The organism is Streptomyces sp. ISL-98 (assembly GCF_018614055.1).
Taxonomy (GTDB): Bacteria; Actinomycetota; Actinomycetes; order Streptomycetales; family Streptomycetaceae; genus Streptomyces; species Streptomyces spiramyceticus.
The window spans coordinates 205,040-217,728 of the sequence record NZ_JAGGPB010000026.1; the positions used below are offsets into that span (position 1 = coordinate 205,040).

Genomic DNA, 12,689 nt, shown 5'->3' on the forward strand with positions numbered 1-12,689 from the left:
AGCCCTGTAACGGTCCCGATCCCGCACTGTCGTACCCGCCGCACATAATGGAAGGACCCTGAGCACCTGGAGGTCCCGTGACCGGCGCCGACGCCCTGCACCCGCTGCGCTCCCGGCTGCGCTCGCTGAGGACCGCAGCCTTCGGCGCCGACCCGGCGGGGGAGCGGATGGAGCGAATCCGCCGCTCGCCGAATTTCGCGGACGGGGTCTTCCAGAACCCGGAGGGCGGCGCCCGGACCAGACCGTCCGGCTCGTTGCTCGAACTTTCGAAGGTCTATTTCCGTAAGGAAGAGCGGCTCCGCAGGGCGCCGGCGGGACCGATTCCCGTCCACCCCACGACCCTGGCCGACATCGCCAAGCCGCCCGTCACGGGTCTGCGCCTCACCTGGATGGGCCATTCGAGTGTGCTGGCCGAGATCGACGGCCGCCGCGTGCTCTTCGATCCGGTCTGGGGCGAGCGCTGCTCCCCCTTCGCCTTCGCCGGTCCCAAGCGGCTGCACCCCGTGCCCGTGCCGCTCGCCTCGCTCGGTCCGGTCGACGTCGTCGTGATCTCGCACGACCATTACGACCACCTGGACATGCCCACGATCCGCGCCCTCGCAGGCACCCGCACAGTCTTCGTGGTGCCGCTCGGCGTCGGCGCCCACCTGGAGCGCTGGGGCGTGCCCGCCGACCGGATGCACGAGCTCGACTGGAACGACACAGCGAAGATCGCCGGGCTCGCCCTCACCGCCACCCCGGCCCGCCACTTCTGCGGCCGGGGCCTGCGCAACCAGCAGCACACCCTCTGGGCGTCCTGGGCCGTCGCGGGACCGGAGCACCGGATCTACCACAGCGGCGACACGGGATACTTCGACGGCTTCCGGGACATCGGCGCCGAGCACGGCCCGTTCGACGCGACGATGATCCAGATCGGCGCGTACAGCGAATACTGGCCCGACATCCACATGACGCCCGCCGAGGGCATCCGGGCCCACCTCGACCTCCAGGGCGGCCCGTCGGGCGGCCCGATGCTGCCGATCCACTGGGGTACGTTCAACCTCGCCCCGCACCCGTGGGCGGAACCGGGCGAGGACACGGTCGCGGCCGCCGGTGAAGCGGGCGCCAGCGTCGCGCTGCCGCGCCCGGGCGAGCCCTTCGAGCCGGCCTCGGACGCCCTGCCCTCGGAGCCGTGGTGGCGCCCGGTCGCCGCCCTGCCGGCCGAGGGGCACCCCGTCAGTGGTGGGTCCGCACTCAAGCGGCCCGTCGGCGCGGGCGACGTTGCCGCAGGGGATGCGGGTGCGAGTGGTGTCGGCACGGGCGGTGTCAGCACCGGAGGCGTCGGCACGGGTGAGCCGGAGGCCGCACCGGCCGTTTAGGGCCGGTGGAGCCATAGGTTTTTCGGTCTGTAGTACGAGACGTCATACCAGGGCGGGACGCTGCGCGGGGAAGTTTGGCAACTGCCCGTCGAGCGTGAAAGGTTGCCGACTACCGTGAGTGGCCGGTGATCAACATGGGGCCACATCACCCGAGTTGAGCCCAGACCAACAGTGGTCGAACACGCGCAGCATGCCGATCCCTGGGGCCCCACGTACCGAGGACACTGATGTCTCAACTTCGCGCACCCTCCGCACGTGCAGACCGCCGCGAGGGCGGTCGGCACGGACGACCGGGCGCCCGGCCCCATCCCGCACAGCCCACGCCCGACTTCCACATACGCTCCCAGCTTCTGCGCGCCGCCGTACTGCCGGCCGCCGTCGTGGCCCTGAGTGGCGCCGCGGCCGTGCTCTTCATCCTCCGCACTGCCACCGTCCCGCCGACGCGCGACATATGGGTGGCGGTGGCCACGGCCGGAGCGCTCGCCATAGTCTCGCTGGCGGCAGCCGTCGTGGGCGCCGACCGGGCCGCCAAATCGGTGCTCGACCGCTGCAACGCCCTGCGCAGGTCCAGCGCCCGCGGCCAGGCCGACCTGCGCGCCGTGGTCGATCAGCTGCGCCGGGGCGAAGGACCGCCCGCCCGTCGTACGCCGCCACCGGCCGGGCAGAGCGGTGACGAATTCGACCTGCTCGCCCGGGAACTGGGGCGGGCCCACGAGACCGCCATGGGCGCCGTGCTGCAGGCGGCGCAGCTGTCCAGCAGCACGGGCACCGACCAGAAGGTCGAGGTGTTCGGCAATCTCGCCCGGCGTCTCCAGTCGCTCGTACACCGCGAGATCCAGATCCTCGACGAGCTGGAGAACGACGTCGAGGACCCCGAACTGCTCAAGGGTCTTTTCCACGTGGACCACCTGGCCACCCGCATCCGCCGCCACGCGGAGAACCTCGCCGTCCTCGGCGGCGCCGTCTCCCGCCGCCAGTGGAGCAACCCCGTCACCATGACGGAGGTGCTGCGCTCCTCGATCGCCGAGGTCGAGCAGTACTCGCGCGTCAAGCTCGTGCCGCCGATCGACGGCACCCTGCGCGGCCACGCCGTCGCCGACGTCATCCACCTCCTGGCCGAACTCGTCGAGAACGCCACGGTGTTCTCCGCCCCGCACACCACGGTGCTGCTGCGCGCCCAGTACGTCACCGCAGGCCTCGCCATCGAGGTCGAGGACCGGGGCCTGGGCATGTCCGCCGGCGAGCAGAACAGGATGAACGCCCTGCTCTGCGACCCCGACAACGTCAACGTCGGCCATCTCCTCCAGGACGGACGCATCGGCCTGTACGTGGTGTCCGCACTGGCCCGCAGGCACGGCATCACCGTCCGGCTCCAGGCCAACATCTACGGCGGTGTCCAGGCCGTACTCGTCCTGCCCCAGGGACTGCTCGGCGCCGAGCAGCCGGACGGTCTCGGCCGGCAGCGGACCGCCGGAGGCCGGCAGAACGGCCGCGGGCCCGTCACGTCGCCCGCCACCCCGCAGGCCCGAACGACCCAGGCGCCCACCACTCCGGTCGCCGCCACGATCACCGGCACCGCCACCACCGGCAGCGCGCCGCTGCCGGTGCGCGGAGCGCAGGGGGAGCGGCCCACCCCGGCCGCCGCCCGCCCGGGGATCGACCGCACCAACCTCCCCGAGCGCCTTCCCGAGCATCGTCCCGAGAACCTCCCCCAGCACTTCGCGGAGCCGGTCCACACGCAGGCCCACCCAGCCGCGAACGGATACGTGCGCGGCACCATGAGCCGTCCCCAACTGCCCAAACGCCGCAGCCAGGAAAACCTGGTACCCCAGCTGAGGGACGCCCCCGCCGCGCGCCAGGACGAGGAGTACGGCGCCGTCCACGACCCCGGTCTGATGGCCGCCTTCCAGCGAGGCATCGGCATGGCGGAGGCGCAACCGGATCCTCCGCCTCAGGATCAGCTGCCGGCTCCGGAACTCACCCCGCGGCCGCAGCTCCACCAGCCGTTCCCGCAGCGCGAAGGTGACGTGGGCTGACGGACCGCCGTCACCCATCCCCCGCCACCTTCCCACCTCCCCCGCCCGCAGTACCCCAAGGAGTAGATGCACCATGGCGAGCGATGCGCCGACCGGCCAAGTGTCCGACCTCGACTGGCTGTTGAGCGGCTTGGTCCAGCGTGTTCCGTTCACACGCAACGCGGTTCTGCTCTCCTCGGACGGCCTGGTCAAATCGGTCCACGGCCTCGACACCGACAGCGCCGACCACATGGCCGCCCTCGCCTCCGGCCTCTATTCGCTCGGCCGCAGCGCCGGTGCCCGCTTCGGCGACGCCGGAGAGGTCCGCCAGGTCGTGGTGGAGCTCGACTCCACCCTCCTCTTCGTGTCCACCGCCGGATCCGGCACCTGTCTCGCCGTACTCGCGGGTCGCGAGGCGGACGCGGCGGTGCTGGGTTACGAGATGGCGATGCTCGTCAAGAGCGTACGGCCGTACCTCGTGACCCCGGCCAGGCAGAGGGCGGGCGCACCGAGCGCCACGGGACGCTGACACGTGCCGCACCCGCAGGACGTGCCGTGGCTCGACGATGCGGCCGGCCGTCTCATCCGTCCGTACACGGTGAGCGACGGCCGCACCCGGCCCACGGCCGCCCTGGACATGCTGTCCATGGTCCGGGCCACGGGAGCCGAGCCCCACGGGCACCTCGGTCCTGAGCACACCCAGGCGCTCGGACTGTGCGAACGGCCCACATCGGTGGCGGAAATAGCCGCGTACCTGCGGCTTCCCGTGATCGTCACCAAGGTGCTGCTCTCCGACCTGGTCGACTGCGGAGCAGTCGCCACCCACGCGCCCCGCTTCGACGACCAACCCACCGACGTATCCCTGCTGGAGGCAGTGCTCGATGGCTTACGACGACAGCTCTGATCTCTTTCCCACCGCGCTCAAGATCCTTGTCGCGGGCGGGTTCGGCGTCGGCAAGACGACCTTCGTGGGGGCGGTCAGCGAGATCGCGCCGCTGAGTACGGAAGAGCTGCTCACCCAGGTGAGCGTGGGGACCGACAACCTGGAAGGTGTCGAGGACAAGACGACCACGACCGTCGCCATGGACTTCGGCCGGATGACGCTCGACGAACACCACGTCCTGTATCTCTTCGGCACACCCGGCCAGGAACGCTTCTGGTTCATGTGGGACGAGCTCTCCAAGGGCGCGCTCGGTGCCGTCGTGCTCGCCGACACCCGCCGCCTCCAGGACTGCTTCTCGGCCCTCGACTTCTTCGAGCGGCGCGGCATCGAATTCGTCGTCGCCGTCAACGAGTTCGACGGCTCCCACCATTACGAACCGGAGGAGGTGCGGGCAGCTCTCGACCTCAGACAGGAGGTCCCGGTCGTGCTCTGCGACGCCCGTATCGCCAGCTCAGGAATCAAGACGCTGGTCACCCTGGTCCGGCATCTGCTCACCATCACACCGGCATAGACGAGCGACGAACTACGGAGCGCGCACATGACATACGACCGGATCGGCCATCTGCTGCTCACGCCCGTCGACAAGGAGGCGCCCGCGCGCGTACAGCGGCTCCTCCAGCTCGGCATCGCACACTGCGTCGTCCCGGCCTTCGACAACTTCGCCGACCGGCTGGCGGAAGTGACCGGCGCTCCGTACTCGATGGTCAACTTCATCGACGAGAACCGGCAGTTCTTCGCCGGGCTGCACACCCCGGCCGGCACGCACGGCGGCACCGACCTGGGGACGGCCGCCGCGACCGGCCGCATCGGCCGGTTCCTCGCCCGGGATCACGGCTACTGCCCGCATGTCGTCGTACGGCGCAAGGCGCTCGTCCTGGAGGACGTCTGCGACTATCCGCGGTTCGCGGGCAACCCGGTCGTCGACGAGATCGGCATCCGGTCGTACATGGGAGCGCCCGTCATCGACCGTACGGGCCTCGTGCTCGGCACCGTCTGCGTCGTCGACACGGAGCCGCGGCAGTGGGGACGGGCCGGACTGGAGACGATCAAGGCGATGGCCGCGGAGCTCGCGGAAATGATCCGGCGTCGAGAAGACGGCCTGATCTGATGACCGACCTCCGGATCGGCGCCCTGGGCTTCGGACTGCGCGGCAGCATCGCGCGCACCGCTCACCGCCCCGGCGCCGGCTCGTGCGTCACCGTCCTCGCGGACCCCGACGCCAAGGCACGTACGGAGGCGGCCGAGGCATTCCCACACGCCGCGCTCCACGCCGACCACCGCAAGGTCGTCGAAGACCCGGACGTCGACGCGGTCCTTGTCCTCACCCCCGACCACACGCACGCCGACCTCGCCTGCGAGGCCCTGCGCGCCGGGAAACCGGTCTTCGTCGAGAAGCCCCTCGACATCACCGTCGAGCGCTGCGACGAGATCCTCCGTACGGCGTACGAGACGAAGACCCGCCTCTACATCGGCCACAACATGCGCCACATGCCGGTCGTACGCCTTATGCGCGACCTCATAGCGAGGGGCACGATCGGCGACGTCAAAACCGTATGGATACGCCACTTCGTCGGCTACGGCGGCGACTGGTACTTCAAGGACTGGCACGCCGAGCGCAGGCACACCACCGGACTGCTGCTCCAGAAGGCCGCCCACGACATCGATGTCCTGCACTGGCTGGCCGGCGGGTACGCCCGCGACGTGCAGGCCATGGGCGATCTCATGGTGTACGGCGACAACCCGCACCGCCGCTCCGACGGCGAGCCCAAGGCCGACGACTGGTACACCGAGGACGGCCACTGGCCGCCGCTCACCCAGCGCGCCCTCAACCCCGTCATCGACGTCGAGGATGTCTCGCTCCTGAACCTGCGCCTCGACAACGGGGTGCTCGCCGCCTACCAGCAGTGCCACTTCACCCCCGACTACTGGCGCAACTACACCGTCATCGGTGACGCCGGCCGTCTGGAGAACTTCGGCGACGGACCCGGCGGCCACGTCAAGGTGTGGAACTCCCGGCGCTCCGGCCACCGCCCCGACGCCGACGAGACCCATGCGATCCCGGGCGGCGAGGACAATGCGGGGCACGGCGGCGCGGACCCGCTGCTCATCGACGAGTTCGTACGGTTCGTGCGCAACGGCGGAGTGACGGCCACGTCGCCCGTCGCCGCGCGGATGGCTGTCGCGGCGGGCGTCGGTGCGACCGCCTCGCTGAGGGACGGCGGTACGCCCCGACGGGTGCCGGACCTGGACCCCGAGCTGGCCGCGTACTTCGAGCGAGGCCAGGTCTGAATTCCCCCCGTCTGGGGCGCCCGCCACCTGACACTCCCCGTACGAACGTTCGGGACGACCTATTTGACCGTGCGGACAGCCAGTCATTGGTGTGGCGACGCCTTGTCAGAAAGGGATTTCTCAGGGCTCTTTCCGGGAGGGCTCTTCGTAACTGCCTCCGGATTCCTGGGGAGTTCACCGTGAGCCGGCACGTCATGCCGGTTACGGCGGCCGAAGCGGCCCCGGCCGCCGGAGTCGCCGTACGGGACAAGCCGGGTGCCCACGAACACAAAATCGCGATCGCGCCGCTGTTCGTCGAGCTTCTTGCCCGAGCTGGGCGGAAAGCGCTTTCCCGAATGCGTCGCTCAGAGTAGGTTCGCGCCCACGGAGGGGTAAATGGACCGGCGCGAGTCCGGTGTGAGGCGCTGCCTCCGGGGCAGTGTCCGGCCAGGCCCCGGCGGGTGCGATCCACCCGCCCGCCGACCGGCACCCGACCGCAGACACACAGGAGGCGCGCCCCATGAGCACCGCGTACCGCACGGGAACGGCGACCGCGAGCGACGGCGCGCAGATCGCCGCGTACACCTGGCTCCCGGAGAACGGCAGGCCACGCGCCCTCGTCCAGATCGCACACGGCGCGGCCGAACACGCCCTGCGCTACGACCGGTTCGCCCGCCACCTGGTCTCCCACGGCTACGGCGTGATCGCCTCCGACCACCGTGGCCACGGCGCGACAGCGGCCGCCACCGGCGGCTACGGCGTGGCCGGCGAGGACAGCTGGCGCGCGATCGTCGGCGACCTCAAGGCGGTCGGCGACCAGGCACGGGCGCTGCACCCGGGCCTGCCTGTGGTGCTGCTCGGCCACAGCCTCGGCTCCATGCTGGCCCGCGACTACGCGCAGGAGTACCCGGACGACCTGGCCGGTCTCATCCTTTCCGGTACGTTCCGCACGCTCCCCGGAGCCGAGCTCCAGGGGTCCATCGCCGGCCTGGAGGAGGAGATCGCGGCGCACGGCCGCGCCGTCCTCTCCTCCTGGATCCCCTCCCTCTTCTCCTCCTTCAACGACCCGTACCCGCACCGCACAGGCTTCGAATGGCTCTCGCGCGACGAGGCGGAAGTCGATGCCTATGCGGCGGACGAGCGCTGCGGCTTCGCGTTCAGCGCCGGTCTCGCGCTGGACTGGGTACACGCAATCCGCAAGATCAACGACCCGCGCAACCTCGCCCGCATCCCCGCCGACCTGCCCGTGCACATCGCGGTCGGCACGGAGGACCCCTGCAACCAGCGGATGACGCTCGTGTACGAACTGCTGGAGGACTTCCGCTACATCGGCACCGAAGACCTCACCTGGAAGGGGTACGAGGGCGCCCGTCACGAAATCCTCAACGAGACCAGCCGCGAGGAGGTCCAGGACGACCTCACCGCCTGGCTCGACAAGCGCGTCTGAGCACGTCGGCACCCTTGAGCGCGAAATGGGATTCGTGACCACCGGTCGAAGTGCGGTATTGTTCTCAAGCGCGTTCAGCCAGGGGGAAACCCCAGGCCAGACGGGCATCGGGACGTGGCGCAGCTTGGTAGCGCACTTGACTGGGGGTCAAGGGGTCGCAGGTTCAAATCCTGTCGTCCCGACTTTTCGAAGTCGCAGGTCAGAGGCCGTATCGGAGAAATTCGATACGGCCTCTGACCGTTTTGGGGCCGCAGCGGCCGTCGCTGCCCCGCACGTAGGCGTGTTTCGTACATGCGTACGGCTGCTCCGAAGTGCTGTCACGCGCCTTCCTGGAGCGGTCGGCCAGTGGCCTCGGCCCAGTCGCGGGGGCCGCCGGCGAGGACAGCAAGGCCCTGATGTCCCGCGCGCTGGAGCAGGCTGGCGGCGGTCGTGGCGCGCTCGCCGCGGCCGCAGGCGACCACGGCGCCCGCCGGTGCTTCGCCGGAGCGGTCGACGAGCTCACCCAGTTCGATGGGGACCGCGCCGGGAATGTGTCCGGCGGTGTGCTCGGAGTGCTGGCGGACGTCGAGGACCGGGCGGTCGGCGATGCGCTCGGCGGTGAGCCGTTCGAGGGTCTGCCGCTCGCCTCCGCAGGCGGTCCAGACGGCCATGTGCAAGTGCCCTGCGAGGCGCTCGTACCCGATCTTCAGCGCCTGCCAGACGAGTCCCGCGAGATCCTGCCCGGCTGCGGTGACGAAGACGATCGGCTGGTCGTCGGGCAGCAACCAGCCCAGCCAGGTGGCGAACTGGTCGCGCAGCGAAATGGAGACCGCGCCGGGTATGTGCCCTGCGGCGAAGTCCACGACCGGGCGTACGTCGACAAGCTGTGCGCCCTGGTCCAGAAGGGCCCGTACCTCGGCCACGGTGAGCGCGGCGAGCACCGGGGACGACTCGACGATGCCGGGCCCGCGCCGGTTGATCTCGGCCAGCCGGCCGAAGTACGCCGGGTAGGAACCGAGGCTGCCCACCAGCTGCCGTACGAAGGCATCCTCGTCGGGCGCGGCGAGCAGCGGGTTGGCCCGCTTCTCGGCGCCGATGGTGGTGGTGCGCTCGGCCCCCGGCGGGGCGGAACAGAACGAGCCCGCGCCGTGGGTGGGCCACACCGCGACCTCGTCGGGCAGCTCGGCCAACCGACGCAGAGACCGGTACTGGGCACGAGCGAGCTCCTCCGCCCGGTCGGCGCCGAGCAGATCGGTACGCGCGGCCGAGCCGACGATCAGCGAGCCGCCGGTGAACACGCCGAGCTCGCGGGAGCCGTCCAGCAGCAGGAAGGACAGGTGCTCGTCGGTGTGGCCCGGGGTGGCCAGCGCACGCAGGGTCAGCCCGCCCAGGTCGGTCTCGTCGCCGTCGTCGAGGCGGTGATGCGGGAAGGTCCGGTTCCCGGCGGCGGAGGCCAGCACGGCGGCGCCGTCGTCGTGCGCGAGCTGCAGTGCGCCGGACAGGAAGTCGGCGTGCAGGTGGGTGTCGGCGGCGAACGCGACCGTCAGCCCGCCCCGCCGGGCCGCCTCGCGCAGCGCCCGCAGGTCCCGGCTCGCGTCCACGGCCAGGGCGCGGCCGTCGCCGAGCTCGACGAGGTAGGCACTGTTGCCCAGGCCTGTGTCGACGAGCGGAGTGAGGTGATCGTCGGCGAAGCCCATCAGGTCCTCCGAATATCAGCGTAGGAGCCGGGCCGCTGCGGCGCGCGCCAGGCCGCTCGCCGCTCAGGCCCACCGGCTCGCTGTGCTCCGCCGCCGGTGCCGCTCGCACGGAGCGGCACCGGCGGGCGCACTTGTCTACGGTGCGGGGACTTCCCGTACCAGCTCCGAGGTCGCGGTGGGCTGAGCCGCTGTGAGGGCAAGCATCGCGGCCGCTGCGAGGCTGCGCGCCACTCGATCTTGTGAGTGGGCGCGACTGAACCGGCTGCCGGGAGCGTTGGGGTTTGTTCAGGGGCACTCAGTCAGCCGCCGTACCGCGCGCATCCCGCACCTTTGGATCCCGCAGTCCCGCATCGCGTTCGCCATGCTCGCGCAGCAGGATGGAAGGAGGCATCCGCGTGAGCTTCGGGAGGCGGGCCGGGAAGATGGCGATCACGGTGGCCATGGCCGGCGACACGATGCTCGGGCGAGGCGTGGCCGAGCAGCTGCGGAGCTCGCCCCTGCCGAGCACGCTGTTCTGCCCGGAGATCCTGGCGGCCGTCGCGGAGGCGGACCTGTTCGTGCTCAACCTGGAGTGCTGCGTCTCCGACGGCGGGGAGCGCTGGCAGCACCCCGGCAAGCCGTTCTTCTTCCGTGCTCCATCCTCCACCGCAGGGCTGCTGGCGGAGTGCGGGGTCGACTGCGTGACGCTGGCCAACAACCACGCCCTGGACTACGGCTTCGACGCCCTGGCGGACACCCGCACCCTGCTCGACCGGGCCGGTGTCCGTGCCGTCGGCGTGGGGGCGGACCTGCGGGCGGCCCGCGAATTCGCCGTACTGGAAGCGGGCGGTGTACGGGTGGCCGTGGTCGGCGCCACCGACCACCCCGAGGACTTCGCCGCCGACGACGACCGCCCCGGCGTGGCGTACGCCGACCTCGGGCGGGGCGTACCCGGGTGGCTGACCGACCTGGTCGCGCAGGCCGCGGCCACGGCCGACGTCGTACTGGTCACCCCGCACTGGGGACCCAATATGACCCTTCGGCCGCCGCACTATGTGCTGCGGTCGGCCCCGCAGTTGCTGGAGGCGGGAGCGACGCTGGTCGCCGGGCACTCAGCCCATGTCTTCCACGGGGTGGCCGACCGCGTCATCTACGACATGGGTGACTTCGTCGACGACTACGCGGTCGACCCCGTGCTCCGTAATGATCACGGGCTGCTCTTCCTCGTCACCCTGGACGGCCCGGACCCCGCGCACACTGTGCCCATACGGCTTGAGGCGATCCCACTCTTCTTGGACTACTGCCACACCCGGCTGGCACGCGGAAAGGAATGGGACTGGATCCGTGAACGCTTCACCGCCGCCTGCGCCGAGCTCGGCACCGCCGTGACCGAGTGGGGCGGTCGCCTGAGGGTCGAGTGGCAGTGAGGTACTGGCCTATGGTTCCGCGGGTTCCACCGGTTCCGGCGGCGCCTGCGAAGGAAAGAATGATTGCGTGACGACTCCGCCTTTCGACATCGACGCCTTTCTCGCCCGGCCGCTCACCGCACGCATCGCGACCGATGGGCCGACGGTGCGGCCCGTGTGGTTCCTGTGGGAGGAAGGAGCCTTCTGGATCTTGACGGGACCGTGGGGCGGGCTCTTCCACCGGGTGAGTTGCGATCCAGAGGTTGCCTTTGTGGTCGACGAGTGCGATGTCGCGACAGGTGCCGTTCGCCAGGTCACTGCCCGGGGCCGCGCGGAGCTCGTGCCGTTCGACGTGCCACGCGGCCGACGCAAACTCGTCCGCTACCTGGGCATGGACGAGTCCCAGTGGGACAAACGCTTCTTGGACTATCTGCACGAGGATCCTGAACAACGCGGCACGACATGGCTGCGGTTGACCCCGTCGTCCCTGAACGCCCAGGACCTGAGCTATTCAGTCGCATCCTGCATGCGGGGAGGAGAGGCAGGTGGCTGATGTCTGACGCAGCGGTCCGAGCCGTGAAGAACCTGTACGGCGAGCACGTAGTGCTGCGCCCGGCGGTGCCGGACGACGTTCCGGCCCTGGCCGCCATCCGTGCCACCCCCGAGGTCTACGAGAAGTGGCGCGGTGGAGATGACCTGATGGCGGCCGTTACGGACGCCATCGACGACCCGGACCTCACCGTCCTGGCGATCGAGCACGACGGACGTACGGTCGGCGCCATCCAGTGGGAGGCCGAGCCCGATCCGGAGTACCGCCACGCCAGCCTGGACATCTACCTCGACCCCGCGATGCACGGCCGGGGCCTGGGCGCCGACGCCGTACGTACCCTGGCCCGCCACCTGATCACCGACCACGGCCACCACCGGCTCGTCATCGACCCCGCTGCGGACAACGCCCCTGCCATCCGGTGCTACAGCAAGGTCGGCTTCCGCCCTGTCGGCATCATGCGTCAGTACGAGCAGGGGCCGGACGGCAGCTGGCACGACGGACTGCTGATGGACCTGCTGGCGGACGATCTGACGGCGTGAGCCGGCGGGTTTGACGGGCAGGTGGCTCCTCTGTACAGTCCTCCGAGTTGTCACGGAGCCGGAACGGTTCTGCGGCAGTTACCTCCGCCGCGAATGCGGCACCCAAACTCAGCACGATCTCCCGTCCGGGAGAATTTCGGCATGCCGGAATTCATTCCACTGGCTCGATTATGAGCCGCCCGGGAAATCCGCTAGAGTTCGGGACGTCGGAACGGCCCAACAGCCGGAAAGACAAACCCCACCGACGAGGAAGTCGGACACGAAAGAGTCTGATAGAGTCGGAAACACGAAATACCGAACGAAAGCCCGGAGGAAAGCCCGCGAGGGTGAGTACAAAGGAAGCGTCCGTTCCTTGAGAACTCAACAGCGTGCCAAAAGTCAACGCCAGATATGTTGATACCCCGGCCCACTTCGGTGGGTTGGTGGTTCCTTTGAAGTCCTACCGGCCCATGCGGCGGGTAGGCAAACACAGCGAGGACGCTGAGGACAGCGGGCCATATTCCGGCCC

Annotated in this window: 13 protein-coding genes and 1 tRNA gene; 13 read left to right on the forward strand and 1 reads right to left on the reverse strand. The window is 70.1% G+C overall.

All coding sequences use genetic code 11. The features are described from left to right. Window positions 1–77: 77 nt before the first annotated feature. The 10 genes from J7I98_RS19375 (at window position 78) to J7I98_RS19420 (ending at window position 8,213) form a co-directional block, all read left to right on the forward strand. Window positions 78–1,358: an MBL fold metallo-hydrolase gene (locus tag J7I98_RS19375; protein WP_214922001.1), complete on the forward strand. Its 1,281-nt coding sequence runs from the start codon at window positions 78–80 to the stop codon at window positions 1,356–1,358. Window positions 1,359–1,585: 227 nt separating this feature from the next. Beyond that, the gene (locus tag J7I98_RS19380) at window positions 1,586–3,394 is read left to right on the forward strand and encodes a sensor histidine kinase KdpD (RefSeq protein WP_214922002.1); all 1,809 of its coding nucleotides are present in this window, start codon (window positions 1,586–1,588) and stop codon (window positions 3,392–3,394) included. Window positions 3,395–3,467: 73 nt separating this feature from the next. Beyond that, on the forward strand, window positions 3,468–3,902 hold the full coding sequence (locus J7I98_RS19385; RefSeq protein ID WP_214922003.1) for a roadblock/LC7 domain-containing protein: 435 nt from the start codon (window positions 3,468–3,470) through the stop codon (window positions 3,900–3,902). A gap of 3 nt (window positions 3,903–3,905) precedes the next feature. Next, entirely contained in the window at window positions 3,906–4,277 is a 372-nt protein-coding gene (locus tag J7I98_RS19390) for a DUF742 domain-containing protein (protein WP_214922004.1), read from the forward strand. Then, complete coding sequence (locus tag J7I98_RS19395) at window positions 4,255–4,827, forward strand: ATP/GTP-binding protein (RefSeq protein ID WP_214922005.1); 573 nt, start codon at window positions 4,255–4,257, stop codon at window positions 4,825–4,827. Before J7I98_RS19390 ends, J7I98_RS19395 begins: the two co-directional genes overlap by 23 nt. 27 nt (window positions 4,828–4,854) lie before the next feature. After that, window positions 4,855–5,424, forward strand: a complete 570-nt coding sequence (locus tag J7I98_RS19400; protein ID WP_214922006.1) for a GAF domain-containing protein — start codon at window positions 4,855–4,857, stop codon at window positions 5,422–5,424. Next, a complete protein-coding gene (locus J7I98_RS19405; protein WP_214922007.1) occupies window positions 5,424–6,605 on the forward strand; it encodes a Gfo/Idh/MocA family protein in 1,182 nt (393 codons plus the stop codon). The genes J7I98_RS19400 and J7I98_RS19405 overlap by 1 nt, the downstream gene beginning before the upstream one ends. A gap of 179 nt (window positions 6,606–6,784) precedes the next feature. Beyond that, on the forward strand, window positions 6,785–6,958 hold the full coding sequence (locus J7I98_RS19410; protein ID WP_214922008.1) for a hypothetical protein: 174 nt from the start codon (window positions 6,785–6,787) through the stop codon (window positions 6,956–6,958). Window positions 6,959–7,104: 146 nt separating this feature from the next. Beyond that, complete coding sequence (locus J7I98_RS19415; RefSeq protein ID WP_214922009.1) at window positions 7,105–8,031, forward strand: alpha/beta fold hydrolase; 927 nt, start codon at window positions 7,105–7,107, stop codon at window positions 8,029–8,031. Window positions 8,032–8,139: 108 nt separating this feature from the next. Next, a tRNA-Pro gene (locus J7I98_RS19420) sits at window positions 8,140–8,213 on the forward strand. Window positions 8,214–8,348: 135 nt separating this feature from the next. Here J7I98_RS19420 and J7I98_RS19425 read toward each other — a convergent pair. Further along, on the reverse strand, window positions 8,349–9,707 hold the full coding sequence (locus J7I98_RS19425) for a rhodanese-like domain-containing protein (RefSeq protein ID WP_214922010.1): 1,359 nt from the start codon (window positions 9,705–9,707) through the stop codon (window positions 8,349–8,351). A gap of 395 nt (window positions 9,708–10,102) precedes the next feature. Between J7I98_RS19425 and J7I98_RS19430 the strand changes: the two genes are divergently transcribed. The 3 genes from J7I98_RS19430 to J7I98_RS19440 all read left to right on the forward strand — a co-directional run bounded on the left by J7I98_RS19430 (window position 10,103) and on the right by J7I98_RS19440 (window position 12,181). Then, on the forward strand, window positions 10,103–11,113 hold the full coding sequence (locus J7I98_RS19430; protein ID WP_308377861.1) for a CapA family protein: 1,011 nt from the start codon (window positions 10,103–10,105) through the stop codon (window positions 11,111–11,113). 67 nt (window positions 11,114–11,180) lie between these two features. Then, window positions 11,181–11,645, forward strand: coding sequence for a pyridoxamine 5'-phosphate oxidase family protein (locus J7I98_RS19435; protein ID WP_308377862.1), 465 nt, complete (start codon window positions 11,181–11,183; stop codon window positions 11,643–11,645). Then, window positions 11,645–12,181: a GNAT family N-acetyltransferase gene (locus tag J7I98_RS19440; RefSeq protein WP_214922011.1), complete on the forward strand. Its 537-nt coding sequence runs from the start codon at window positions 11,645–11,647 to the stop codon at window positions 12,179–12,181. The genes J7I98_RS19435 and J7I98_RS19440 overlap by 1 nt, the downstream gene beginning before the upstream one ends. Window positions 12,182–12,689: the final 508 nt, after the last annotated feature.

Coding starts and splice junctions, on each gene's coding strand:
- J7I98_RS19440 (WP_214922011.1), top strand. CDS start 11,645: ATGTCTGACGCAGCGGTCCGAGCCGTGAAGAACCTGTACGGCGAGCAC.
- J7I98_RS19380 (WP_214922002.1), top strand. CDS start 1,586: ATGTCTCAACTTCGCGCACCCTCCGCACGTGCAGACCGCCGCGAGGGC.
- J7I98_RS19425 (WP_214922010.1), bottom strand. CDS start 9,707: ATGGGCTTCGCCGACGATCACCTCACTCCGCTCGTCGACACAGGCCTG.
- J7I98_RS19400 (WP_214922006.1), top strand. CDS start 4,855: ATGACATACGACCGGATCGGCCATCTGCTGCTCACGCCCGTCGACAAG.
- J7I98_RS19405 (WP_214922007.1), top strand. CDS start 5,424: ATGACCGACCTCCGGATCGGCGCCCTGGGCTTCGGACTGCGCGGCAGC.
- J7I98_RS19395 (WP_214922005.1), top strand. CDS start 4,255: ATGGCTTACGACGACAGCTCTGATCTCTTTCCCACCGCGCTCAAGATC.
- J7I98_RS19415 (WP_214922009.1), top strand. CDS start 7,105: ATGAGCACCGCGTACCGCACGGGAACGGCGACCGCGAGCGACGGCGCG.
- J7I98_RS19385 (WP_214922003.1), top strand. CDS start 3,468: ATGGCGAGCGATGCGCCGACCGGCCAAGTGTCCGACCTCGACTGGCTG.